Source organism: Gemmobacter fulvus (assembly GCF_018798885.1).
GTDB lineage: Bacteria > Pseudomonadota > Alphaproteobacteria > Rhodobacterales > Rhodobacteraceae > Gemmobacter > Gemmobacter fulvus.
In genome coordinates this window covers 74,144-98,567 of sequence record NZ_CP076363.1, presented here as the reverse complement: position 1 = coordinate 98,567, position 24,424 = coordinate 74,144, and the positions used below count along the sequence as shown (strand labels likewise).

Sequence of the window (24,424 nt, the reverse complement as noted above, 5' to 3'; positions counted from 1 at the left end):
AGCTCTCGCCCCTATGAGCGATGGGACCGAAGCTGGAAGGCGATCAGATGTTCCGAAAATTGCCGCTCGATAATCCCGAACGTATTGACTGCGCTGGCGAAAGCTTTCTGCGCGTTCCCGCTGAAAGCCTTGCCCGGCTGACCGAGGAAGCCTTTGCCGATGTGTCACACCTGCTGCGCACCAGCCATCTGGAGCAGCTCGGCCAGATTTTCGATGACCCCGACGCCTCGGCCAACGACCGTTTTGTGGCTCTGGAACTGATCAAGAATGCGGTGATCGCCGCCGAACGGGAATTTCCCAGCTGTCAGGACACCGGCACCGCGGTCGTGACCGGCAAGAAGGGGCAAAACCTTCTGGTGGCAGGGTCGGCAAAGGCGGCCATTGAGGAGGGTATCCGCGCCACCTGGGACAGCCGCAACCTGCGCTATTCCCAGATGGCCCCGCTGACGATGTATGAGGAACGGAACACCGGCACCAACCTGCCCGCCCAGATCGACATCGAGGCAGGCGAGGGCGAGACGCTGGACCTTCTGTTCATGGCCAAGGGCGGCGGATCGGCCAACAAGACCTTCCTGTTTCAGGAGACACGCCGGCTGCTGGAGCCCGACCGCCTGCTCCGCTTCCTTGACGAAAAGATCCGCACGCTTGGCACCACGGCCTGCCCGCCCTACCATCTGGCGATCGTGATCGGGGGTCTGTCGGCGGAACAATGCCTCAAGACGGTCAAGCTCGCCTCGGCCCGCGCGCTGGATGACCTTCCCGACTGTGGCGACATGAAGGGCCGGGCGTTTCGGGATCAGGGTCTTGAGGCGCAGGTTCTGAAACTGACCCGCAGCATGGGCCTTGGTGCGCAGTTCGGCGGCAAGTATTTCTGCCATGATGTGCGGGTGATCCGCCTGCCGCGCCACGGCGGCAGCCTGCCTGTCGGCATGGGGGTCAGTTGCTCGGCCGACCGCCAGATCAAGGCCCGGATCGACCGCGACGGCCTTTGGCTGGAAGCGTTGGAGCGCGACCCCGCCCGCTTTCTACCGACGCTGCGCACAGCCCAGAAGCCGGTCCGCATCGACCTTGACCAACAGATCGACGCGGTTTGTGACGCCCTGTCGGGTCTGGCGGTGTCCACCCCCGTCCTGCTGTCGGGCACGATGATCGTCGCGCGCGATATGGTCCATGCCGAACTTGCGCGCATGGTGGCGGCGGGCCAGCCCCTGCCCGACTACATGACACGCCATCCGGTGTATTATGCAGGCCCGGCCAAGACCCCCTCCGGCCACGCCTCCGGCTCTTTCGGGCCGACGACAGCGGCGCGGATGGACCCCTATGTGCCCGACCTGCAGGCGCGTGGCGCCTCGCGGGTGATGATCGCCAAAGGCAACCGCTCGGCTGCCGTGGTGCAAAGCTGCAAGGCACATCGCGGCTTCTACCTCGGCTCAGTTGGCGGGGCGGCGGCGACCCTGGGCAAGGAGGTCATCCGCAAGGTCGAGCCGATCGACTTTGCCGAATTCGGCATGGAGGCGGTTTTCCTTATCGAAGTGCAGGGTTTTCCGGCATTTCTGATCATCGACGACAAGGGGGGCGACTTTTTCGCACGTCCGCAATGAGGCGCTGCGATGATTGACAGCGCCCGGACGGTGCTGCCACATGCAGGCAAGGGCGAGGGGATGGTTTTGGACGATCTGGGCGACAAGATTACCCTGCGGCAGATGCAGATCTTTCTGGCCGCCGTCGAAAGCCGCAGCTTCATGCGGGCGGCCGAACGTCTGGGCCTGACGCCACCTGCCGTTTCCATGCAGATGAGCAAGCTGAGCGAAAGCCTCGGCGCGACCCTGTTCGACAAGGAGGGCCGGTCCGTCCAGCCGACAGAGGTGGCGACGGCACTTGTGCCTTATGCCGAACGCATGGTCGAGACGCTGAAAGAGGCCGTGCATGTCGTCGAGGCGTTGCAGGGCCGGATCGACAATCAGGTGCGCGTGGTGATGGTCTCCACCGCGCGAAACTTCGGGCCGCAGTTGATGCAAGAGTTCCGCAAGTGCCACCCGGAGGCGGATCTGCAGATCAGCATCGACAACCGCGAAGGCGTGATCGCGGCACTGGAAGCCGGGCGCGCCGATGTGGCGCTGATGGGGCGTCCGCCAAAGCGGGTCGAGGTTACGGCGCATCAGTTCGCCAAACATCCCTATGTGCTGATCAGCCACCCGGACCACCCGCTCGCCCGTGCCAAACGCATCCGCAGAGCCGATCTGGTGCCGATGCCGTTCCTGGTGCGCGAAAGCGGATCGGGCACGCGGATGGTGCACGAGCATTTCTTTCACGAGGCCGGGCTTGCACTGCCCCGCGCGCAACAGATGGACAGCAATGCCAATATCAAGCAGGCCGTAATGGGCAATATGGGGCTGGCCTTCATTTCGGCCCATACCATCGCGCTGGAACGTCAGGCAGGCAAATTGAGTGTGTTACAGGTTGATGGCATGCCGCAGATCCGTGACTGGTATGTGCTGCATCTGAAACGTCGGCCCCCCGGACCAGCGGCACGGCAGTTTGTCGAATTCGTGCGCGCAGATGGCCCCGCGATCATGCGGGGTCTGTTTGGCCCGGATTTTGGCGCAGCAGCCTGAGGGCACGCGCCACCACCGGCGGGTCGATCATCTTGCCATCCAGAAGTGCCGCACCCATCCCCCTGGCCTCGGCGGCGTCAGAGGCGGCAACGATGCGCCGTGCCTGCTCCAGCGCCGTGGGATCAGCCGTGTAGAGGCGATTGACGATACCCACCTGTCGCGGATGGATGCACAGAACACCGGCAAAGCCCAGACGCTGCCCAAGGGCGGCATGGCTCTCGAAGCGCGCGGCATCGGCCACATCGGCAATACTGCCAGGCAGGCCCAGAACCGCCACGCCCGCCGCCCTTGCCGCCCAGATCAGGGCCTGCGCCGGGACCACCAATGTTTCGGGTGTCGGAGCAAAGCCGCAATCGGTGCTGAAATCTTCGGTCCCGAAGGCCAGCGCCGTCAAACGCGGGGCGCGGGCGATCAGCGCCGCGTTCAAAAGTCCTTCGGCACTTTCGATCAAGGCAATGAGGCCGATGGCGCCCGGCTCCAGCCCTGCGTTCCGCTCGCAAACCGTCAGATGATCGGCAACCAGCCGCAGGGTTTCACCATGCGCCACCTTCGGGATCATCAGCGCCTCGACGCCGGGCAGACATGCGGCCTCAATATCACGTGCCAGATCCCCGAGACCAGCATTGACGCGCACCGCGATGCGGACGCCTTTTGCCACCAGCCCCGCCACTGTCGCGGCCAGACTGCTGCGCGCACCGGGTTTCTGGCCCGCCGGAACGCTGTCTTCAAGATCCAGCAGAATGACATCCGCCGCGCGTTCATGCGCGCGGGCAAGCAGACGCTGTTGATGCGCCGGGATGAACAGATAGCTGCGGCCCATGGCTCAGCCAAACTCGGCGCGGATCGCGGCACTGTGCTGGCCGACCGCAGGCACCCGGCCCAACCGCGGCTGATCGGGTTCGAAACTGTGGCGGACGGGGGGTGCGACCAGTTCGGCCTCTTGCCCGTCTTCCAGAGTGACCGGCGCACGACGCAGTTGCGGATGCGCCGCAAAATCAGCCACCGAATTGACCGCGCCAAAGGCGATGGACGCCGCCCGTAAACGGGCCTCCATCTCGGCGCGCGTCCGGGCGGCAAAATAGGCGGCAACCATGGCGTCGGTGTCCAGCCGGTTCCTGACGCGCGCCGCCGCATTGCAGAACAACGGATCCTTCGCCAGATCCGGGCGCTCGAACACCTCGGCGCACAGCTTGACCCATTCGCGTTCATTCTGGATCGAGATGGCAAGGATCTGCCCGTCCGAGGTGGTAAACCCGCCATAGGGTGCAATGGACGGATGGTGCAGGCCAACAGGCTGCGGCGCGTTTCCAGCATAGACCGTATGCAGCAGGGGCACCGTCATCCAGTCGGCGGCGGTGTCGAACAGGGACAGCTTGACCGCACTGCCCTTGCCGGTGATGCCGCGCGCGATCAGGGCCTTTTGCAGCCCGATGATGGCATTCATGCTGGCCCCGATGTCGCAGACCGAAACCCCGATCCGCCCCGGATGCCCCGGCGCGCCATTGACCGCGACCAGCCCGCTTTCGCATTGCACGAGGAAATCATAGGCCTTCATCTCGCAGTATGCGCCCGCCTCGCCATACCCGCTGATATCGCAGGTGATGAGGCGGGGATATTTCTGGCGCAGAGTTTCAGAGCCGAACCCTGCCCGGTCGATGGCACCGGGGGCGAGGTTCTGGATGAAGATATCCGCCTTGGCCAGAAGCCGGTCCAGCAGCGCCGTATCCCCGGGCTTCTTGATGTCCAGACACAGGCTTTCCTTGCCATGGTTGGCCCAGGCGAAATAGGACGCCGTGCCCTTGACCGCGCCGTCATATTTACGGGCGAAATCGCCCTCGCCCTCCCGCTCGATCTTGATCACCCGCGCCCCACCTTGCGCAAAGTGGCACGAGGCCAGCGGGGCGGCGACAGCCTGTTCCAGCGAGACGACCAGCAGGCCCTCGTAGGGTTTCAGATGGTGCTCCTGCATGTCAGGCCCCCGTCCGCTGGCCAATGGCGAGGATGCGGTTCATCTCGTTCGCCACGATGGTCATGCCCTCATCAAACCCCATGCCGGGCTTGACCAGAACCCGCTCGGGGCGGGTCGCCATCGCGGCATGAAGGCAGGCGCGGGCGGAAATGTCGGTCTCGTTGCAGGTGCCGCCCTGATAGGCCTCGACTCCCTGCGCCTTGCAATACAGCACGGCGTCGATAGTGTTGTGCAGGCTGCCAAGATCGGGCGTCTTGATCTGCACCATGTCGCAGCAGCGGGCATCGACGAAATCGACCACATCGGCCTGTGTGTTGCACCATTCGTCGGCGACGATCTTCACCGCGCTGCCCCGCGCGGAGAGAGCGGATTTGATGGCCGCCAGCAGCGCGATCTGGCCCTCTTTCGATCCCGCGTCGGCGGGGCCTTCGATATAGAGGGTGAAGCCCTCGGCCCGCTTTTCCAGCGTGGTCAGATAGTCGGCGATGCGGTCCGCGTCATTCTCGAAGATCTCGCCCACGGTGCCATAAACGTCGATATGCAGATCCGGCATATAGGCGGCGCTGCGGCGCAGGCTGCGGATGCGGTGGCAAAGCCACGAGACATATTCGGCAAGCTTGCCCCCCGTCTCGCCCAGCTTTTGCGGCACATTGTTGATCAATCCATGCGGCAGGGCGGCGACCTGTTTCAGGATCATCTTGTCCACGGCATTGTAACGGTCATCACCGCTTTGGCCAAACAGGGCCAGCGGTGCGGCAACCTGTGGCAAGTCCCATTCGTCGGCCACGACCTGATATTTCTGCCTGCCAGTCGCGCGGGCGGTGGCGTCTAGCAGCGCTTGCGACAGGCCATAGCGGATGGCGGTGTGCAGCGCCGCCCCGCCGATGGTCAGCGCGTCAAAGCTTGCGGCATTGTCGCGAAACTGCGACACATCCAGCCCGATCAGCCGCGGCACCAGATGCGCGCGGATCAGCGGAATGAAGCGTTCCGCCGTGAACAGAGGGTCGCGCCCGCCCGCACCCGAATATTGCACCGCCGCGCAATCGCCTTCGGCCAGTTGCCCGTCTGCAAGTTCCAGAATGATCGAGATGCTTTCACCGCATTGGCGCACCTGATCGAAACCGGGGGTCAAGGGGGCGCCGGTATAGACGAAACTGTCTTGCCGGGCGCCCGCCTTGATGGCGGCCTGATCGTCGAAATAGAAGGCCGAATAGCCTGGGGCGAGGTGAACGTTCTTGATCTTCATGGGGATTCCGCAGGTTCAGGCCAAAGGGTCAGGCAGGTCGGCCGACAAGTTTGCTGGCAGAGATGGCGCGCACGTCATCGACCACCATGTTGAAGGAAGGCTCGCGCCGCTCGCACAGGGCGCGCTCGGCAATCTTGTCGCGGTGGAAGGCAAGCACATCGGCGGGCAAAGGCACGTTGCCCACATCAAACAACCGGATCGCCCCGTGATTGTCGCGCACCGGCGTCAGCTTGCCCAGATTCGCACGGGCCGGGGCAAAGGGCACGTCCATCGCTCCCGTCTGAAAGGCCGCCACGGCACCGCGCGCGATGTCACCACGCCCGAGCCGCAGGATTTCCCGCATGACGGCGTGCACCTCGGCCTCGATCACGTCGATTTCCATCTGGATATCGGGGCTGTCCACGCGGTTCTGGTCAGAGATCATGTTCACCATCTGCCGAGTGGCCTTCAGCCCGGCCTGGTTCGCCTCCAGCGTCGGCACGCCGCTGGCTTCGTGCGGGGTCTTGACGATGATCTTGGTCGCCCGCGCTTGCCGCGCCACCAGCGCGCCAAGACAGATCACCGCCGTCGCCTGCGCCTCGTCCGCAGGAAAGCCGCCCATCCACTGATGAAACACCGTGGTCAGCTTGTAATCGGCATAGCCTGCGTTCAGGAAATAGTGATGTGCCAGACGCCGCAATGACCGCAGCGCCGCGATGTCCTGCGCCACATTGCCTGCCTGCCCGTAGCCAAGCGTGATGCACTTCACGCCCTGTTCCAGCGCCAGAAGCCCCTCCAGAATGGCAACCACATGGCTGACAAACGGCGGCACCAGCGTGCCGGTCAACGGGCCGAAGGGCTCGCGGTTGATTGAGACGCCCTCCTCCTCGAACCGCCCGACCAGCCGGTCGCAATACTGCCAATGCCGGATCGAACGCTCCAGGGGCACGTGTTTGGCATAAGGGATATTGTAGGAAATGCCGCCGCCCTCGAAGCTGGAGAACCCCGCCGCCAGCGTGATCTCTGCCAGAAGCCGCGCGTCCGGTGTGCCGTGGCGCACCTGAACGGGTTTCGACACCGCATCCACCAGACGACGACAGCCATCAACCCCGTGGTTGACCGCCGGAAAGCCGTTCAACAGCGAGGTTCCAGCGGCACGCGAACGGTCGATCCCGTCTTGCGCCTCGGTATAGCGGTTGTGGCGGGTATAGGCGTCGATCGTCGTGGGCAGCACATCGCAATAGGGGCTGAGCCCGTTCAGAAGCGCCGCATGTTCACGCACCAGCGCGACACCGGCGCGCGGCTGCAACAGGGTCATGCCCTGCGCATCCGCCGCGGCCAGCGCAACGGGAAAGCGCTTTTCGGTGGGCAGCGCCTCCTGCACCTTCACGGCTTCGGCAAAGCTGACACCCGTGCCGGTCGGCCAGCTCTGCAGGATTTCCGCGCGCTCGGCCTCGAAACCGGCAGTGTCCAGACGGTGATTGGTCAGTTCGGTCATTGCGGATTTCCCTGTATCAGGCCGAAAGGCCAAGGCGCTCGTCTGCCAGCGGGCGCGAGTTGCGCGCCAGCTGTGCCGGGCGGTTCGCGTCGATATCTGCCTTGAGAAGGCCGATCACCTCTTGAAGATCGGCGCTGGGATGGAACACCCGATCAAAGCCCATCTCGCGGAACTGCGCCTCGACGACGGAAAACTCCTGTTTGCCGATCACCAGATTGCCGCCGACATAGAGCACGATATCGGTCAGCCCGCGTTCCTCGCAGCGCGCCCGGAAATCCTGGCAGTCCAGTTCGCCATGGCCGTAAATCGACGAGACCAGAATGGCCCCCGCCTGTTCGGACAATGCCGCTTCGATGAATTCATCCTGCGCCACCATGACCCCAAGGTTCACCACGTCGATGCCCCCCTGCGTCAGGACCGAGGTCAGGATGCGGTTGCCGACAGCATGGCAATCCGCCCCGATCACGCCCAGAACGATTTTGTAATCCTGCGATTCCGTGGACATCCGCGCCCCCTTGCTGGTGTTCCAGACGGATTAGAACGTGCAGGCAAAGCGGTCAAAACTATTTATTTGTTTTTGATTATAGATCAGATTTGATTAACTGTTTGTCCGTATGCAAAGCGATGGATACGCCCCCGCTGCCCCGGGGCCAGAACAGAGCCCCAAGCGACAAGACGATACGCCTTCGAAATTTCGGGTGTTGGAAACGTGCGCCAAAAGGTTACGGCGAGAGCCGCGGCAGAAGATGCCGTGCAGGCCTTTCTTGACCAAGGCAAGCCCGGGCGTCATAGAAAGAGGCCCGCCGAACCTGGGTTCAGCGGGCCAGTCAGGGAGCGTTATGTGCGGTTCTCGACCGTCCAGGTTGCGATGTAATCCATCAAGGCAGGATTCAGGCAATCATAGGGTTCAAGCCCCAGGTCCTTGAAACGTGCCCGCACCCCGTCCATCGCGGATGGCGCCGTTCCGCCCTCAATGGCCGAAGAAACGAAGGCCGCAAAGCCGGGTTGTGCCCAGCCTTTTTCCTCGAACCGTTCGGGGTGGATGAAGTCCAACCCCTGAAACGGGTGCTTGCGGGTGACAGGGCCGTACATATGCACGCCGCAGTCCTTGCAGGCATGGCGCTGGATCAGCGCCTCCGGGTCGACGACCGCCAGCTTGTTACCGTTTTCAACCACGGTCACCTTGTCATGCGGGGCCACCGCGACGATCGAGAAGGCAGCGCCCTCGGGTTTCCAGCATTTGGTGCAGCCGCAGGCGTGATTGTGGGCGATCTGTCCCTCGACACGCACACGCACGGCATTTTCCGTGCAGGCGCAGACAAGCGTGCCGCCAGAAAACTCCGCCGAGGTCGCGGCAATGCCGTTGTCCAGCGCCGGATGCAGATTCGGTTTGGTCATGTGATCTCTCCTCCCATTTTTACCGGATAGAAGCGCCGGTCCGGCTCCGGGTGCGTGACCTCAGAACACGACGACAGCGCGGATGCTTTCGCCCGCGTGCATCAGATCGAAGCCCTTGTTGATGTCCTCCAGCTTCAGAGTATGGGTGATCATCGAATCGATCTCGATCTTGCCGTCCATGTACCAGTCAACAATCTTCGGCACATCGGTGCGGCCGCGCGCGCCACCAAAGGCCGTGCCTTTCCACACCCGGCCCGTCACCAGCTGAAACGGTCGGGTCTGGATCTCGGCCCCTGCCGGGGCCACGCCAATCACCACCGACACACCCCAGCCGCGATGGGTGCATTCCAGCGCGTCGCGCATCACCTTGACGTTGCCGGTGCAGTCGAACGAGTAATCCGCGCCGCCGATCTGGTCGAACGGGGTCTTGGTCATCTCCACAATGGCCTGAACCACAGATCCTTCGATTTCTTTGGGATTGATGAAGTGGGTCATCCCGAACTTCTCGCCCCAGGGCTTCTTGTCGTTGTTCAGATCAACGCCGATGATCATGTCAGCCCCGGCCATACGCAGGCCCTGAATGACGTTCAGGCCGATACCGCCCAGACCAAAGACCACGGCCTTCGCACCGATCTCCACCTTGGCGGTGTTCAGCACGGCACCGATCCCGGTGGTCACACCACAGCCGATGTAGCAGATCTTGTCGAAAGGCGCGTCTTCCCGCACCTTCGCCAGCGCGATTTCCGGCACAACCGTGTGGTTGGCGAAGGTGGAACAGCCCATGTAATGATGGATCGGCGTGCCATCGAGCATGGAAAACCGGCTGGTGCCATCAGGCATCAGGCCCTGCCCCTGCGTGGCGCGGATCGAGGTGCAGAGGTTGGTCTTCTGGCTCAGGCAGCTCGGGCATTGCCGACATTCCGGGGTATAAAGCGGAATGACGTGATCGCCGGGTTTCAGCGTGGTGACACCGGGCCCACAGGCGATGACGACGCCTGCCCCCTCATGCCCGAGGATCGCCGGAAACAGCCCCTCGGGGTCGGCACCCGACAGGGTGAATTCATCCGTATGGCAGATGCCCGTTGCCTTGATCTCGACGAGGACTTCGCCCTCTTTCGGATCGGCAAGGTTCACCTCCATGATCTCCAACGGTTTGCCTGCGGCGACGGCGACTGCGGCGCGGGTACGCATGGGCGGATCCTTTCAATAGGGGGGAGGCAGCCAGAGGGTCGTCTGGCTGCCTTGAAGGAAGGGGGCCGAGGCCGCGCTCAGTTGCCCAGAATGGTCGGCAAGCGGAGGCCGCGGGCTTTGGCGCAGTCGATGGCGATGTCATAGCCTGCGTCGGCGTGGCGCCAGACGCCCGAGGCTGGGTCGTTCCACAGCACGCGTTCCAGCCGTTTGGCCGCGTCATCGGTGCCGTCGGCCACGATCACCACGCCGGAATGCTGCGAGAAGCCCATGCCCACGCCGCCGCCATGGTGGATCGACACCCAGGTCGCGCCCGAGGCGGTGTTGACCAGCGCGTTCAGCAGCGGCCAGTCGGACACGGCGTCCGACCCGTCCTTCATCGCCTCGGTCTCGCGGTTGGGCGAGGCGACGGAGCCGCTGTCGAGGTGATCACGCCCGATCACGATCGGCGCTTTCAACTCGCCGTTCTTCACCATCTCGTTGAACATCAGACCGGCGCGGTGCCGATCCCCCAGCCCGATCCAGCAGATGCGGGCGGGCAGGCCCTGGAACGCGATCCGATCCTGCGCCATGTCCAGCCAATTGTGCAGATGCGTGTTCTCGGGGAACAGCTTCTTCATCGCCGCATCGGTCTTGTAGATGTCTTCCGGGTCGCCCGACAGCGCCACCCAGCGGAACGGACCAATGCCCTGGCAGAACAGCGGGCGGATATAGGCGGGCACGAAACCGGGGAAGGCGAAGGCGTTTTCCAGCCCTTCTTCCTGCGCCACCTGGCGGATGTTGTTGCCGTAATCCAGCGTCGGCACACCCGCGTTCCAGAAATCAACCATCGCCGCGACATGGGTCTTCATGCTCGCCCGGGCCGCCGTCTCCACGGCTTTCGGATCGCTCTCCTGTTTGGCGCGCCATTCCGAAACCGTCCAGCCCTGCGGCAGATAACCGTGCAGCGGATCATGAGCCGAGGTCTGGTCGGTCACGATGTCGGGGCGCGGGCCGCCCGCCTTCATCCGCGCCACGATTTCCGGGAAGATATCGGCGGCATTGCCCAGCAGCCCGACCGATTTTGCCTCGCCCTTCGCGGTCCAGTCCGCGATCATCGCCAGCGCCTCGTCCAGGGTCTTGGCCTTGGCGTCGACATAGCGGGTACGCAGGCGGAAATCGATGCGGGTCTCGTCGCATTCCACCGCCAGACAGCAGGCCCCGGCCATCACCGCGGCCAGCGGCTGCGCGCCGCCCATGCCACCCAGACCGCCGGTCAGGATCCATTTGCCCTTCAGCGACCCGCCGTAATGCTGACGGCCCGCCTCGGCAAAGGTTTCATAAGTGCCCTGCACGATGCCTTGGGTGCCGATGTAGATCCAGGACCCTGCGGTCATCTGGCCATACATCATCAGGCCCTTCTTATCGAGCTCGTTGAAATGATCCCAGGTCGCCCAATGCGGCACGAGGTTCGAGTTCGCGATCAGCACACGCGGCGCATCCTTGTGCGTGCGCACAACGGCGACCGGGCGGCCCGATTGCACCAGAAGGGTCTCGTCCTCCTCAAGATCCTTCAGCGTGGCGACGATCCGGTCAAAATCACCCCAGCTGCGCGCGGCGCGGCCGATACCGCCGTAAACCACCAGCTCATGCGGGTTTTCGGCAACATCGGGATGCAGGTTGTTCATCAGCATCCGCATCGCGGCTTCGGTCTGCCAGCTTTTCGCCGTGATCTCCGTCCCGGTCGCAGGGTAAATGTCGCGGCTGTTCTTACGGTCAAGCATGTGGGGCTCCTTCAGCGGTTGAGCACGCCCGAACGGGCAAGCGTATCAAGAGATTGCAGAATTTGCGCCAGAACCGCGCGCAGGGGTGCGGCGGTCTGGGCGGCATAGGTCCAGGGTGCCGCCTCGGCAGCGAGATAGGCACGTTGGGCCAGCTCCATTTGAATGGCATGAACGCCGTTGGCGGGCTGACCATAGTGGCGGGTGGTCCAGCCGCCCTTGAAGCGTCCGTTCACCACCGAGTCGAACCGGGAGGACGCAGCACAGGGGGCCGAGACCACCTCCGTCACCTGCGGCGCACAGGTCTGCCCGTCATTGGTGCCGATAGAAAAGACCGGCAGCACCCCGTCAAACAGGAAAGGAATGGTCGAGCGGATCGAGTGGCAATCATAGACGATCGCCACACCATGCCGGGCTTTCACCCGCGCGACCTCGGCCGCCAGAGCGTCGTGATAGGGCGTGTGGTAATGCGCCCGGCGCTCGGCAACCTCATCCGGGCCTGGTGCCTGCCCGTCCAGCCAGATGTCGATCCCGTCGAAATCGGTGGTCGGGCAGAGCGACGTGGTATTGGCACCGGGATAAAGCGAAACCCCCGCCGGGTCGCGGTTGGCGTCGATGACATAGCGATGAAACGTCGCTGCCACCGTCGTGACACCGGGCAACAGACCCTGATACAGCTGCGCGATGTGCCAATCCGTGTCTGACAGGGCGGTGCCACGGTCATTCAGCCGCGCCAGCATCGCGTCAGGCACGAAGGTGCCTCCATGCGGCAGGCCCAGAATGACCGGGCTGTCGCCTTGCGTGATGCTGACGGGTGTCATGCCGAAAGCTCTGGCAGGGCAAGGCCGCTGGCCTGTGCAAGCGCACCGCTGCCGATCAGAGCCGCCGCCGCCGCCAGATCGGGGGCCATATACCGATCATCGCCCATCGTCGCCACGTCTTGCCGCAGACGCGCGACAACGCCCTGCAACGGGCTGCTGGTGTGCAGCGGTGCTCGGAAATCAATGCCTTGGGCGGCGCAGATCGCCTCGACGCCAAGGATCACATTCAGGTTCTGCACCATCTTGCCCAAGCGCACAGCACCATGCGCAGCCATGCTCACGTGATCTTCCTGATTGGCCGACGTGGGCGTGCTGTCGGTCACACAGGGCATGGCGATGTGTTTGTTTTCCGACATAAGTGCCGCCGTGGTGACTTCGGCAATCATCAGGCCAGAGTTCAGGCCGGGGCGCGGGGTCAGGAAGGCCGGCAGGTTGAACGACAGCACCGGATCAACCATCAGGGCCACGCGCCGCTGGGCGATGGCACCGATCTCGGCCAGGGCCAGCGCGATCATGTCGGCGGCAAAGCCCACGGGTTCGGCATGGAAATTGCCGCCCGAAACGATCAATCCAGCCTCGCTCAACACCAGCGGGTTGTCGGTGGCGGCGTTCGCCTCGATCTCCAGCGTGCGGGCGGCCTGACGCAGCACATCCATCGCCGCCCCGGTGACCTGCGGCTGGCAGCGGATGCAATAGGGATCCTGTACCCGCGCGTCGCCATCAATATGGCTTTCCCGGATTTCGGAGCCGTTCAGCAGCGCGCGCATGAAACCTGCGGCCTCGATCTGCCCTGCATGGCCGCGCAGGCTGTGGATTTCAGGCTGCAACGGGGCGGTGGACCCCATGATCGCGTCGGTCGACAGCGCCGAGGTTACCAGGGCCGATTGCGCGGCATTCCAGCCGTCGAACAGGCCTGCCAGCGCGAAGGCGGTGGAGAATTGCGTGCCATTGATGAAGGCCAGCCCCTCTTTCGGACCAAGGGCGACGGGCGACAGGCCTGCGGCGGCCAGCGCCTCGCCCCCCGGCATCACCCGGCCCTGATACTCGGCCTCGCCTTCGCCGATGATCACAGCCGTCATATGCGACAGCGGTGCCAGATCCCCCGAGGCCCCGACCGAGCCCTGCGCAGGCACGATCGGCGTGACGCCGCGCGCCAGCATCGCCTCGATCAACTCGACGAACTCCCAGCGCACGCCCGAAGCACCGCGACCAAAGCTGAGCAGTTTCAGCACCATCAGCAGACGGGCGTGGCGGCGCGGGATGGCTTCGCCGACCCCACAGCAATGCGACAGGATCAGATTGCGCTGCAATGTGGCCGTGTCATCCGGGGCGATACGCAAGGACGCGAGTTTGCCAAAGCCGGTATTCACGCCATAGACCGGAATATCCCCGGCGGCCGCGGCCTTGATTGCCGCGGCGGCGGCTTCAATTCCCGGCTTTGCACTGCGATCAAGTGTGACCGACATTTCCTCGCGGTAAATGCGGGCAAGCTGATCCAGCGTGGTCTGACCAGGGGTCAGGACAAGAGTGTGGTGTGCGGCGGTCACAGGACGCCTCCCTGAATGCGCTGATGAAGGGGGTTAAAGCCGATACGATAGGCCAGTTCGGCCGGGTGCCCGCAGTTCCAGATGGCAAGGTCTGCGGCCTGCCCTGTCGCCAGCGTGCCACGATCCGTCAGACCCAAAGCGCGGGCGGCGTGGATCGTCGCCCCGGCCAGGGCCTCGGCCGGGGTCATGCGGAACAGGGTGCAGGCCATGTTCATCGCGAGCAACAGCGAGGCCATCGGGGAAGAGCCGGGGTTCATATCTGTCGCCACTGCCATCGGCACGGCATATTGGCGCAGCAGGTCGATGGGCGGCATTGCGGTTTCGCGCAGCGTGTAAAACGCGCCGGGTAGAATGACCGCAACAGTTCCGGCGGCGGCCATTGCGGCCACTCCGGCTTCATCCAGATATTCCAGATGATCGGCAGACAAGGCCCCGAAGCGCGCAGCCAGCGCCGCGCCGCCAAGGTTGGACAGTTGCTCGGCATGAAGTTTGACCGGCAGGCCAAGCGTCTGGGCAGCCTGGAACACACGCTCGATCTGCGTCGGGGAAAAGGCGATGCCCTCACAAAACCCGTCGACCGCATCGACCAGCCCTTCGGCATGGGCGACATGCAGCGTGGGGATGCACACCTCGTCGATATAGGCATCCGCGCGGCCCTGATATTCCACCGGCACGGCATGGGCGGCGAGGAAACTGGTCCGCACCAGAACCGGGCGCATCTGGCCGATCCGCCGCGCCGCGCGCAGCATCCGCAGTTCGGTGTCCCGCTCCAGACCATAGCCCGACTTGATTTCAATCACCGCCACGCCTTCGGCGATCATCGCATCGACAAAGGCCAGTGCCGCCCAGACCAGCTCATCTTCCGAGGCGTTGCGGGTCGCCTTGACGGTCGAAACAATGCCGCCCCCTGCCCTTGCGACGGCCTCATAGCTTGCCCCTTGCAGGCGCATCTCGAACTCTGTCGCGCGATTGCCGCCGTGAACGACATGGGTGTGGCAATCAATCAGCGCGGGCGTGACCAGACGCCCGCCCATGTCCTGCGCGGTCAGATCACCATAGTCACCCGGCAGCGCGGCCAGCGGCCCGACCCAGGCGATCTTGTCCCCGACCAGCACAAGGGCTGCATCCTCGATCAACCCATAAGGATCTGTGCCGGGCTGCAGGGTTGCTGCACGAAGGTTCGTCAGGACCACGGTAGAGTGCTGCAAGGCGCATGCTCCATAAAAGGTGTTGCCGAGTCGTTATTAATGCAAGTATTAGGGTTATGTCTACACATAAGGAGTCTTCATTATGATTTTTGCAGAACTCGCCTTGTTGCCTGAGGGATGGGTAAAGCAGGTCAGGATCTCGGTTGCTGATGGTCACATCACGGGTGTGGACAAAGCGGCGGCCCCGCAACCAACCGACACGCGCGTGTCGGCACTGCTTCCTGCCCTGTCGAACCTGCACAGCCACACGTTTCAGCGCGCTATGGCGGGCATGACAGAACACCGCATCGCAGGCCGCGACAGTTTCTGGACCTGGCGAGACCTTATGTACCGCTTCATGGACCGCCTGACGCCGGAACAGATGGAGGCGATTGCCGCCCTTGTGTTCATGGAGATGCAGGAAACCGGCTTCGCTGCCGTTGGCGAGTTCCATTATGTCCATCATCAGACGGGTGGTGGCGCTTATGCAAATATCGCCGAACTGTCGAACCGCATCTTTGCCGCCGCCAGCCTGACCGGCATTGGCCTGACGCATCTGCCCGTTCTTTACAGCTATGGCGGTGTGGGCCAGCAGCCGCTCTCCACCGGCCAGTTGCGGTTCGGCAATACCGTCGATAGCTTTGCGGCGCTGCTGGAGGCCGCGCGCGCGGCGGCCCTTGCGCTGCCCGCCGATACCCGCGTGGGCATTGCGCCTCATTCCCTGCGCGCCACCTGCCCTGCCGATCTGGCCCGCGTCCTGCCATTGGCAGCAGGCAACCCGATCCACATTCACGTGGCCGAACAGCCCAAGGAAGTGGCCGATGTGAGCGCATGGCTCGGGGCGCGGCCGGTCGAATGGTTGCTGGCCAATACGCCCATTGGCGCAGATTGGTGCCCGATCCATGCCACGCATATGACGGCGCAGGAAACGGCAGCGCTGGCGAAAAGCGGGGCCGTGGCAGGGCTTTGCCCGATCACCGAGGCCAATCTGGGCGATGGCCCGTTCAACGGGCCGGAATGGCTGGCCGCCAACGGCGCCTTCGGCATCGGGTCCGACAGCAACGTCCGTATCAGCCTGACCGAAGAGCTGCGCACACTGGAATACAGCCAGCGCCTGCGCGACATTGCCCGCAACGTCATGGTTCCGGCTGAAGGATCGGTCGGCCAATTCCTCTATGTCGGTGCGGCACGCGGGGGCGCACAGGCCTTGGGGCGCAACGCCGGGCAGATAGCCGTCGGCACTCTCGCCGATCTGACAGCGATTGACCTGTCGCACCCGAGCCTTTGCGCCCTGCACCCGGATCACATTCTTGACGGGCTGGCCTTTGCCGCCCCCGATACTGTGGTCACCGATCTGTGGTCAGCAGGCCGGCATCAGGTGAAACAGGGCCGCCACATCCACCGCGAGCAGATCATCGCGGGCTGGCGGACAGCCGTGAAAGGCCTGATCGACGCGATGTGACCGGGCCGAAGCTGACACCCGTCATCCAGAACTGCCCCCTTTTAGCTCAGGATCAGGGGGGCAGTTCTGCGCGAGACCCGCGCGACAGCGCCTTTCGTCTGCCGCATCACGCCTTGAAGCGGATATGCGGCTGGCCCGGACAGCGGCCTGCGCTCACCTCTGCCTCAACTCGGAACACCTCGCGCAAAAGCCCGGGGGTCAGCACCGCTTCGGGCGTGCCGCAGGCCACCACCGCCCCGGCTTGCAGCACCACGATCCGGTCGCAGAACATGGCGGCGAGGTTCAGATCATGCAGCGCGACAATGCTTGTCAGATCAAGGTCACGCACCATGCGCAGGATTTCGATCTGATGGTGAATATCCAGATGGTTTGTCGGTTCATCCAGAAACATCACGCGCGGCGATTGTGCCAAGGCGCGGGCGATGTGAACCCGCTGCCGCTCGCCCCCCGACAGGGTTTGCCATGCCTGGGTGCGGCGGTCGGTCATGTCGACCTGTTCCAGCGCGGCGGAAACGGCGGCCTCATCCGTGGCCGTCCAGCCGGAAAGCGCCGAACGATGGGGCGTCCGCCCCAGCCGGACCACATCGCGCACCGACACATTGGTGTCGGTCGCCGCACTCTGCTGCACGAAAGCCACCTGCCGCGCCAGCGCGCGGCGCGGCACGCGGGCAATGTCTTGCCCCAGAATTTCAACCCGCCCGGATTGCGGTTGTTTCAACCCCGCCAGCAGCCGCAACAAGGAGGATTTGCCAGAGCCATTCGGGCCGATCAGGCCCAGCGTCTCTCCGGGGGCCACCGCAAGCGAGACATCGGCGACAATCGTCTTGCGCCGCACCCCCCAGACCAGATTCTGCGCGGATACGCTCATGTCTGCGGCCTCGCCCTGTAAAGGATGATGGCGAAAAACGGCACGCCCACCATTGCGGTGACGACGCCGATGGGGATGGTCTGCTGTTCGGCCACCACACGCGAGGCGATGTCGGCCAGCACAAGGAACACCGCCCCCACTGCCGCACAGGCGGGCAGAAGCCGCAGGTGCAGCGGCCCCACGATATACCGCGCGGCATGAGGCACCACGAGGCCGACAAAGCCGATGGTGCCCACCATGCTGACGATGTTTGCCGTCATCATCGCGGTAACGCCGAACAATATCAGCCGGATGCGCGCAACCGGCACGCCAAGCGACGCGGCATCCTCATCGCCAAAGGTAAAGGCATCAAGGGATCGCGCCATCAGCAGACAGATCAAGAGGCCGAGGCACACAACCACCAGCAACAGCTGAAAATCGGGCCAGCGCACGCCGCCGAAACTGCCCAGAAGCCAGAACATCACGTCGCGGGCCTGCTGCGCATTGCCGGATGTGGTGACGATATAAGAGGTCAGCGCGTTGAACAGCTGCGACGCCGCGACCCCCGCAAGGATCGTATGGTTCGGCCCGCTGGTCGCGCCGTTTGACAACAGCGCCACCATGGCAAAGGCAGCAAACGCCCCGGCAAAGGCGCCCATCGACAAGGACAGGCTGCCTGCGCCAATGCCCAGCACGATCACCGCAACCGCCCCGGTCGAAGCCCCGGCCGAAACGCCCAGCACAAAGGGTTCGGCCAGCGCGTTGCGCAACAACGCCTGAAGAATCGCGCCACTGATCGCCAACCCGGCACCCGCCAGCGCCGCAATCAGCGCCCGGCTCAGCCGCAGATCCCAGACCACGCTTTGTTCGATCGGCGGGATGTCCGCCGTCGTCAGGCCCAGCCCATTGGTCACGGCCAGAAACACCGTGCCTACCCCGATGCGATAGTCGCCAATCGCCGCCGCCACGGCGACCACGATGGCCAGAACGATCAGCGTGAGGCCGAGGAACAGGGCAAGCCACCCTGCCCCGGCCTCTTTTTCGACGCCGCTGCTCACTTCAGGTCAAACGCTTTGATCTGTTTGGCCAATTGTTCTGCGCCATAAATCGTATGGACCGAGGGGTTCATCGCCGCCCCGCTGATCACCGCGATCCGGCCCGATTTCACCGCCTCCATCTGGCTGACCGCCGGATCCGTGGAGAGGAAGTCGATCTTGTTCTCGGCCTCGTCGAGGCCCCAACGCTTGCGGTCGACCTGCGCCGCGACGATGACCGTCGGATTGGTGGCCATGATGCCTTCCCAGCCAAGGGCCGGCCATTCTGCTTCGGTCTTGAGCGCGTTCGATCCGCCAAGGAGATCGGCAATATAGGCCGAGGGGCCATTGCCGCCGGTCAGATAGGCGTCATCGGCAGGCGATGGCGACGAGAACCAGAACAGGAAGGTCAGGTCGTCCCGCTTGGCAAACTCGGCGCGCAGGTTGGCCTCGCGCCGCTTGAAATCCGCAATCAGCGCCTGCCCGCGATCCTGTACGTCAAAGATGCGCGCAAGATCGTCGATTTCCTGATATAGCAGGTCCATGGTCCAGAGGTTTTCGCGCAGGCCATAGACGCTCGTCGCCTTGCTGCCATTGGCATTCTGCGTGTCAGCCACCGTGGTGCAGGCACTCGGCGAGAGATAGGTCGCGATGCCCAACTTCTCGAAATCCTCGCGCTTGGCCACCTTGCTGTCCGGCCCCATCAGCGTCACGATCATTGCCGGGATGAAATCAGGCTGTTTGGCCAGCACCGCTTCCAGCGTCGGAAATTCCACCGTCAGAACTTCGACCTTGCTGTTCGCGGCCTCAACCTCTGGCAGCGCCTTGTTCGGCCAAAAGGCGGTAGCTGCCATCCGGTCCTCCAGCCCCAGCAGGAACAGGATCTCGGCGCTGTTATGGCCCAGGGCGACCGTGCGCTCCGGGGCCTTGGCGAAGGTGACCTGCTGGCCGCAATTTTCGATTGTCAGGGGATAAACTGTCGGCTCTGCAAGCGCGGCAGTGGACAGAAGGGTGGCGGCAAAGCCAATCAGCGCCGCGAGGCTTTTGGTCCGCATGGGGTCATTCCATTTCTGACAAAAATCGTCATGTTCCCTTAGATATTGGCCCAACCAAGATCAAGAGTATTTTTGTCGGAAATGATCACCCCGCCCGTCCCCGCTGCTATCAGCCTGAAGCAGCACCCCGCCGCGCGCTTCGCGCACGGCGGGGATCCGGCCCCGGAGTCAGGGCACGATCACGCCGCGCCCGGTGAAGCGGCGGTTCTTGAAATCGTCGATGGCGGTGTTGATGTCATCCAACTTGTACTGGGTGTAGTGCATCTTCACCTTGCCATCGGCGTTCAGCTCCATCAGTTCCACCAACTCGGTGTAATCGCCCACCAGACTGCCGCCGATCTTGATTTCATTGGCCACCAGATCCAGCGTCGGCACTTCGATCGTGCCGCCATAACCGACCACGATCACCTCGCCGCCCTTGCGCAGCAGACGCCAGCAGATGTTTTCCACCCCCAGTTCGCCCACGAAATCAATCACTACATGTGCGCCGCCGCCGGTGATCGACTTCAGCTCTTCGATCAGGTTCGGCCCGCCATCCAGCACATGATCGGCCCCCAGCTCTTTCGCCAGAACCCGCGCGCCCGGTTCGCGGTCAATCGCGATGGTGCGGCAGCCAGACATTTCGCGCAGCACCTGCAGCGCGATATGGCCCAGCCCGCCCACACCCAGCACGGCGCAATAGCTGCCGGGGGGCAGCATCTTCGCCGCCCGTTTCGCCGCGCGATAGGCGGTGATCCCGGCATCCGCCATCGGGGCCACATCCAGCGGCGCGATATTGGTGTTGAGCTTGATGAGCGAGCGTTCGTTGGTCAGAAAATACTCGGCAAAGCCACCATTCAGGCCAAGGCCCGGAAACTGGCTGTGTTCACAGTGCATGTCGTGGCCGTGGTGGCAGTTCAGGCAGATGCCGCAGGTGCGCAGCGGATGGCAGATCACCGCATCGCCCGGTTTCACCGAGGTGACGGCGCTGCCCACATCCTCGACCCAGCCGGCATTTTCATGGCCCATCACATAGGGCAGCAGCGCGCCATGCGGATCCATGATGCCCTGCCACACCCCTTCGATGATGTGCAGATCGGTGCGGCACAGGCCCGCCGCCCCCACCTTTACAATCACCTCATCCGGGCGGGTGATCGTCGGGGCGGGAATATCCTCGATGCGCAGTTTCACGTTCATCGCGGGGTCGTATTCGTAAAGTCTCGCGGCCTTCATGGGGCACTCCTTTGCGGTTGTCGGAGATTGCGATGGGAAGGGGGCCGATGCCCGGCCCCCGCTGTGTCACGGGCGGCCCAGCCGTTCCGCGCCGCCGCCAAGGGCGGCCCCTGCGGTCGGATCCACATATTCCTCGCTATGGCCGATCAGCGTTTCGGTGGTCAGGATCAGCGCGGCGACCGAGGCGGCATTGCCAAGCGCGGAACAGGTGACGCGCACCGGATCGACGATGCCCGCCTCGATCATGTCGCGGAAAGTGCCCTGCGCCGCATCGAAGCCATAACCGGGGCCAGAGCGGATGACCTCGGCAATCACCGAATTCGGATCACAGCCCGCATTGATCGCAATGCGCGCCAGCGGCCGGGTCAGCACGGCGCGCACCAGATCGACGCCCGCCGCCACATCGCCGCTCAGCCCGGCGGCCAGAGGTTCCAGCTCGGGTGCGACATGTGCCAACGCCGAGCCGCCACCGGCAACCACGCCTTCCTCGACAGCGGCGCGGATCGCGTGCAGCGAATCCTCGATCAGCTGGATCTTGCGCTTCTGTTCGACGGGCGTCAGGCCCCCCGCATGGATCACCGCCGTGCCACCCGACAGTTTCGCCAGCCGTTCGCGCAGCTTGTCCTGTTCGATATTGGGCGGCGCGATGTCATACTGCCGCTGCACCTGCGCCCGACGGGCGACAATGGCGGCGGGATCGCCCTCGCCCTTGATCACCGTCGTCTGATTGGCCGAGGCGCGGACCGAACGTGCCGCACCCAGCTGCGCGCGGGTCACCGCCTCGACCTTGCGGCCCAGATCACGGGCCAGCACCTGCCCGCCGGTCAGGATGGCCAGATCATCCATCTGCGCCCGGCGCCAATGGCCATATTCCGGCGGATGCACGATCAGGTATTTGCCGGGCTTCGCGGCCTCCAGCAATGTCACCACCACTTCGGGGGCGATTTCTTCGGCCACGATCAGCAGCGGACGGCCCTCGGCATCGGCAATCGCGCGGGCGGCATCCAGCGCCGAAGGGTCAAGGATCTTCTGATCCGTCAGCAGGATCAGCGGACGGTCCAGATGCACCTCCATCTCGTCCTGATCGGTGACCATGTGATGCGAGATATAACCGCGCTCGAACGACATGCCTTCGACGACTTCCAGATGGGTTTCCACCGTCACCGAAAAATCGGCGGTGATGATGCCATCCGCGCCCACACGTTCATGCGCCTCGGCCACGATGGCGCCCAGCCGAGCGTCGGTGGCGGCGATATTGGCAACTGCCGACAGGATGCGCGGGTTGCCCTTGGCAGGCACGGCACTTTTTTTCAGCGCGGCTACCACGGTTTCCACGGCAAGTTCGATACCCCGGCACAGATCGACCGCCCGCGCACCGCGTTCGGCCTGCACCACGCCCTGCTGGATCATCGCATTGGCCAGCACGATGGCGGTGGTGGTGCCGTCGCCCGCCACCTCGTTGGTCTGCATCGACACTTCGCGCACGACCTGCGCGCCCATGTTTTCAAAACGGTCGGGCAGTTCGATCTCGGTGGCGATGGACACGCCATCGCGGGTCACCAGCGGCGTGCCGACCGGGCGGTCGATCATCGCATTCATGCCCTTGGGGCCAAGCGTGGGTTCGACGGCCGCGGCCAGACGGGCAACGCCCCGGGCCAGTGCGCGGCGGGCTTCGCCGCTGTGAAGTAGCATGTTCGGCATATGATCCTCCCTGAACCGGCGGCCCCTGGCCCCGGTTTTATTGTCGTGATGGTGGGTGTTCGATCCGGCCTCAGCCCGACGGGGCGTGCTGCCCGGCGGGTGGAACCCGGCCCAGAATGAAGTCGATCAGCTCTGGCTCGCCGCTGCTCAGATCGACTTCCTTGTAGCGCGCGGCCTGAAGCCCGCGGCACAGCGCGCCGTTGAACTCCATGTTGATGCGCACCGCGCGCAGCGTTGTCATGTGATCGGCCAGGGCCGAGGCGGCGATGCGCTCGCCCTGCCAGGTCACGAACACCGGATCATCGGGCAGGCAGGCCAGCCCTTCCTCGATCAGGATTTCGCGGTAGCGCGGCTTTTGCGCCGCCGCTTCGGGCGCGCGCAGCAAACCGATGCTGTCGAAATCCTGCAAGGTCATCGCGGTGATGCGGCCCGGCGTCATGCCGACGGCGCGCAAGCCCAGCAACACGGCCTCCTGCCGCCGCTGGAACGCCTTCTCGCGGAACTTTTCGCGCACCTCGCCCAGACTGCTGCCATCGCTCATCTCGGCGAAAATCGCCTCGAAATCCTGCGCGCCATTGACGCCTGCATTGACCTGATCGGCAAAACAATGGTCCTGCAGGCGCACCGTGGCCCGCCGCACCCAGGGCAGAGACAAGGCGGCCCGGCGGATACCATCGGCCATCAGAAAGGCGAAGTTCGGCGAACACCAATAGGTTGGCAGGCGGAAGTCGATCTCGACCTCCGACCCGGCCACGATGTCCAGCCGTTCGACAAAGCCCATGTCGGTGATCGGCTCGTCCAGCTCGGGGTCGGTGACGGCAGAGAGCCGCCGCCACACGTCCCGGGCCTGCGCGCCGTGGATCTGCACGGCCATCGCGCTCACTCCGCCGCGATACGGACGGGCGATTGCGCAAGCTCGTTGCGCTTGGCCGCCACGTCGATCCCGTAAAGCCGCGCCGCATTCAGCCCCAGGATCTTTTCCTTGACCTCGGGCGTCAGCTGCACCCCGCGCTCTGCCGCGATGTCTTCGGGCAGTTCGAAGTTCCAGAACTTCTCGACCAGCCATTTCGGCGTCCAGATCGCGTAGTCAGAGCCGAACAGGATCTTTTCCGGACCGATCCAGAACAGAAGCTCTGCAATCACCTCGGCAAAATAGCGCGGGCGGGTGTGAATGAAGGGCAGCGCCACAGCCAGCCCGCCATAGACATTGGTTTCCTGCGTCGCGATCCAGCAGAAATCGTCCAGACGCGGCAGGCCGCAATGCTCGACGATCCAGTTCAGGTTCTGGAAATCGGTGGCGGCATCATCCACGTCGCCCACGTTGAACGCATCCTTCGACAGCGGGATGATCGTCGGGCCCTTGTGCACATGGATGTTCTTGATACCCAGCTTTTCGCACAGCTCAAAGCAGCGATAGGCGTCGGGGTCGGTCAGTTTCCAGCCTTTGGAAGAGCCGTTCCATTCGGCGGTGTACATTTTCACCCCCTGAATGTCGTAGGTTTCCTTCATGTAGTGGATGTATTCCAGCGCCTTTTCGCCATCGCGCGGATCAAAGGATCCGTTGACGATGAAGCGCCCCGGATGGCGTTTTGCCATCTGGGTGGAGCGTTCGATGCAGCCGAAGCCGTTCTTGTAGAAATCCTTCAGAACGGTGGTCTGCACGATGGCCATGTCATCCGGGCCATCCACGAACAGATCGCGGTAGATATCGTCTTCGGAGTATTTCTCGAAGCGCGATTTCTCCCACAGCTCTTCCTTGGGGCTGAGGTTGGTGTGATAGGCGTAAAAACATTCGACAAACTGTTTGCCATGCACATTGCGCTGGTTTTCGGGGCTGCCGTCCCAGAAATGGGTGTGGCAATCCAGAACGAAAATTTCCTTGCCGTCGGGTGTCTTGAACATCTT

At 63.8% G+C, this 24,424-nt stretch carries 21 protein-coding genes; 3 read left to right on the top strand and 18 right to left on the bottom strand.

Going from position 1 to position 24,424, the window contains the following annotated elements; all coding sequences use genetic code 11:
- Positions 1-47: 47 nt before the first annotated feature.
- On the top strand, positions 48-1,601 hold the full coding sequence (locus tag KM031_RS18965; protein ID WP_215505715.1) for a FumA C-terminus/TtdB family hydratase beta subunit: 1,554 nt from the start codon (positions 48-50) through the stop codon (positions 1,599-1,601).
- A gap of 9 nt (positions 1,602-1,610) precedes the next feature.
- Entirely contained in the window at positions 1,611-2,615 is a 1,005-nt protein-coding gene (locus tag KM031_RS18960; RefSeq protein ID WP_215505714.1) for a LysR family transcriptional regulator, read from the top strand.
- Here KM031_RS18960 and KM031_RS18955 read toward each other — a convergent pair.
- The 11 genes from KM031_RS18955 to hutI form a co-directional block, all read right to left on the bottom strand.
- Positions 2,572-3,435: an HpcH/HpaI aldolase/citrate lyase family protein gene (locus tag KM031_RS18955; RefSeq protein ID WP_215505713.1), complete on the bottom strand. Its 864-nt coding sequence runs from the start codon at positions 3,433-3,435 to the stop codon at positions 2,572-2,574. The two genes, KM031_RS18960 and KM031_RS18955, sit on opposite strands and share 44 nt — an antisense overlap.
- Positions 3,436-3,438: 3 nt before the next feature.
- Positions 3,439-4,584, bottom strand: coding sequence for a CaiB/BaiF CoA transferase family protein (locus tag KM031_RS18950; RefSeq protein WP_215505712.1), 1,146 nt, complete (start codon positions 4,582-4,584; stop codon positions 3,439-3,441).
- 1 nt (position 4,585) lies between these two features.
- Positions 4,586-5,830 (bottom strand): methylaspartate ammonia-lyase, encoded by a 1,245-nt coding sequence (locus KM031_RS18945; RefSeq protein ID WP_215505711.1) that lies wholly within the window; start codon positions 5,828-5,830, stop codon positions 4,586-4,588.
- A gap of 28 nt (positions 5,831-5,858) precedes the next feature.
- Positions 5,859-7,307: a methylaspartate mutase subunit E gene (locus KM031_RS18940; protein WP_215505710.1), complete on the bottom strand. Its 1,449-nt coding sequence runs from the start codon at positions 7,305-7,307 to the stop codon at positions 5,859-5,861.
- Positions 7,308-7,323: 16 nt separating this feature from the next.
- On the bottom strand, positions 7,324-7,812 hold the full coding sequence (gene glmS / locus KM031_RS18935) for a methylaspartate mutase subunit S (RefSeq protein WP_215505709.1): 489 nt from the start codon (positions 7,810-7,812) through the stop codon (positions 7,324-7,326).
- Positions 7,813-8,144: 332 nt separating this feature from the next.
- Entirely contained in the window at positions 8,145-8,705 is a 561-nt protein-coding gene (gene gfa, locus KM031_RS18930; RefSeq protein WP_215505708.1) for an S-(hydroxymethyl)glutathione synthase, read from the bottom strand.
- A gap of 60 nt (positions 8,706-8,765) precedes the next feature.
- Positions 8,766-9,896, bottom strand: coding sequence for an S-(hydroxymethyl)glutathione dehydrogenase/class III alcohol dehydrogenase (locus KM031_RS18925; RefSeq protein ID WP_215505707.1), 1,131 nt, complete (start codon positions 9,894-9,896; stop codon positions 8,766-8,768).
- A 77-nt stretch (positions 9,897-9,973) separates the two neighbouring features.
- Positions 9,974-11,656 carry a urocanate hydratase gene (gene hutU / locus KM031_RS18920; RefSeq protein WP_215505706.1) on the bottom strand — a complete coding sequence of 561 codons (1,683 nt, stop codon included), beginning with the start codon at positions 11,654-11,656 and terminating at the stop codon, positions 9,974-9,976.
- Positions 11,657-11,667: 11 nt separating this feature from the next.
- Positions 11,668-12,474: an N-formylglutamate deformylase gene (hutG, locus tag KM031_RS18915; RefSeq protein WP_215505705.1), complete on the bottom strand. Its 807-nt coding sequence runs from the start codon at positions 12,472-12,474 to the stop codon at positions 11,668-11,670.
- A complete protein-coding gene (hutH, locus tag KM031_RS18910; RefSeq protein WP_215505704.1) occupies positions 12,471-14,021 on the bottom strand; it encodes a histidine ammonia-lyase in 1,551 nt (516 codons plus the stop codon). The genes hutG and hutH overlap by 4 nt, the downstream gene beginning before the upstream one ends.
- Positions 14,018-15,214, bottom strand: a complete 1,197-nt coding sequence (hutI, locus tag KM031_RS18905) for an imidazolonepropionase (protein ID WP_215505740.1) — start codon at positions 15,212-15,214, stop codon at positions 14,018-14,020. The genes hutH and hutI overlap by 4 nt, the downstream gene beginning before the upstream one ends.
- Before the next feature lie 97 nt (positions 15,215-15,311).
- Here hutI and KM031_RS18900 point away from each other — a divergent pair, with 97 nt between their 5' ends.
- The gene (locus KM031_RS18900; RefSeq protein ID WP_215505703.1) at positions 15,312-16,670 is read left to right on the top strand and encodes a formimidoylglutamate deiminase; all 1,359 of its coding nucleotides are present in this window, start codon (positions 15,312-15,314) and stop codon (positions 16,668-16,670) included.
- A gap of 106 nt (positions 16,671-16,776) precedes the next feature.
- On the opposite strand, the gene KM031_RS18895 is transcribed toward KM031_RS18900, so the two are convergent.
- The 7 genes from KM031_RS18895 to KM031_RS18865 form a co-directional block, all read right to left on the bottom strand.
- Positions 16,777-17,538 carry an ABC transporter ATP-binding protein gene (locus KM031_RS18895; protein WP_215505702.1) on the bottom strand — a complete coding sequence of 254 codons (762 nt, stop codon included), beginning with the start codon at positions 17,536-17,538 and terminating at the stop codon, positions 16,777-16,779.
- Positions 17,535-18,575, bottom strand: coding sequence for a FecCD family ABC transporter permease (locus tag KM031_RS18890; RefSeq protein WP_215505701.1), 1,041 nt, complete (start codon positions 18,573-18,575; stop codon positions 17,535-17,537). Before KM031_RS18890 ends, KM031_RS18895 begins: the two co-directional genes overlap by 4 nt.
- Positions 18,572-19,606: an ABC transporter substrate-binding protein gene (locus tag KM031_RS18885; protein WP_215505700.1), complete on the bottom strand. Its 1,035-nt coding sequence runs from the start codon at positions 19,604-19,606 to the stop codon at positions 18,572-18,574. The genes KM031_RS18890 and KM031_RS18885 overlap by 4 nt, the downstream gene beginning before the upstream one ends.
- 168 nt (positions 19,607-19,774) lie before the next feature.
- On the bottom strand, positions 19,775-20,818 hold the full coding sequence (locus KM031_RS18880; protein ID WP_215505699.1) for an NAD(P)-dependent alcohol dehydrogenase: 1,044 nt from the start codon (positions 20,816-20,818) through the stop codon (positions 19,775-19,777).
- Between the two features lie 66 nt (positions 20,819-20,884).
- Entirely contained in the window at positions 20,885-22,519 is a 1,635-nt protein-coding gene (locus KM031_RS18875) for a molecular chaperone GroEL (protein WP_215505698.1), read from the bottom strand.
- A gap of 70 nt (positions 22,520-22,589) precedes the next feature.
- On the bottom strand, positions 22,590-23,393 hold the full coding sequence (locus tag KM031_RS18870) for an iron-sulfur cluster assembly protein (protein WP_215505697.1): 804 nt from the start codon (positions 23,391-23,393) through the stop codon (positions 22,590-22,592).
- A 5-nt stretch (positions 23,394-23,398) separates the two neighbouring features.
- Positions 23,399-24,421 (bottom strand): amidohydrolase family protein, encoded by a 1,023-nt coding sequence (locus KM031_RS18865; RefSeq protein WP_215505696.1) that lies wholly within the window; start codon positions 24,419-24,421, stop codon positions 23,399-23,401.
- Positions 24,422-24,424: the final 3 nt, after the last annotated feature.

Coding starts and splice junctions, on each gene's coding strand:
- glmS (WP_215505709.1), bottom strand. CDS start 7,812: ATGTCCACGGAATCGCAGGATTACAAAATCGTTCTGGGCGTGATCGGG.
- gfa (WP_215505708.1), bottom strand. CDS start 8,705: ATGACCAAACCGAATCTGCATCCGGCGCTGGACAACGGCATTGCCGCG.
- hutU (WP_215505706.1), bottom strand. CDS start 11,656: ATGCTTGACCGTAAGAACAGCCGCGACATTTACCCTGCGACCGGGACG.
- hutG (WP_215505705.1), bottom strand. CDS start 12,474: ATGACACCCGTCAGCATCACGCAAGGCGACAGCCCGGTCATTCTGGGC.
- KM031_RS18925 (WP_215505707.1), bottom strand. CDS start 9,896: ATGCGTACCCGCGCCGCAGTCGCCGTCGCCGCAGGCAAACCGTTGGAG.
- KM031_RS18865 (WP_215505696.1), bottom strand. CDS start 24,421: ATGTTCAAGACACCCGACGGCAAGGAAATTTTCGTTCTGGATTGCCAC.
- KM031_RS18955 (WP_215505713.1), bottom strand. CDS start 3,435: ATGGGCCGCAGCTATCTGTTCATCCCGGCGCATCAACAGCGTCTGCTT.
- KM031_RS18880 (WP_215505699.1), bottom strand. CDS start 20,818: ATGAAGGCCGCGAGACTTTACGAATACGACCCCGCGATGAACGTGAAA.
- KM031_RS18940 (WP_215505710.1), bottom strand. CDS start 7,307: ATGACCGAACTGACCAATCACCGTCTGGACACTGCCGGTTTCGAGGCC.
- KM031_RS18885 (WP_215505700.1), bottom strand. CDS start 19,606: ATGCGGACCAAAAGCCTCGCGGCGCTGATTGGCTTTGCCGCCACCCTT.
- KM031_RS18875 (WP_215505698.1), bottom strand. CDS start 22,519: ATGCCGAACATGCTACTTCACAGCGGCGAAGCCCGCCGCGCACTGGCC.
- KM031_RS18895 (WP_215505702.1), bottom strand. CDS start 17,538: ATGAGCGTATCCGCGCAGAATCTGGTCTGGGGGGTGCGGCGCAAGACG.
- KM031_RS18965 (WP_215505715.1), top strand. CDS start 48: ATGTTCCGAAAATTGCCGCTCGATAATCCCGAACGTATTGACTGCGCT.
- KM031_RS18870 (WP_215505697.1), bottom strand. CDS start 23,393: ATGGCCGTGCAGATCCACGGCGCGCAGGCCCGGGACGTGTGGCGGCGG.
- KM031_RS18900 (WP_215505703.1), top strand. CDS start 15,312: ATGATTTTTGCAGAACTCGCCTTGTTGCCTGAGGGATGGGTAAAGCAG.
- KM031_RS18950 (WP_215505712.1), bottom strand. CDS start 4,584: ATGCAGGAGCACCATCTGAAACCCTACGAGGGCCTGCTGGTCGTCTCG.
- KM031_RS18960 (WP_215505714.1), top strand. CDS start 1,611: ATGATTGACAGCGCCCGGACGGTGCTGCCACATGCAGGCAAGGGCGAG.
- KM031_RS18945 (WP_215505711.1), bottom strand. CDS start 5,830: ATGAAGATCAAGAACGTTCACCTCGCCCCAGGCTATTCGGCCTTCTAT.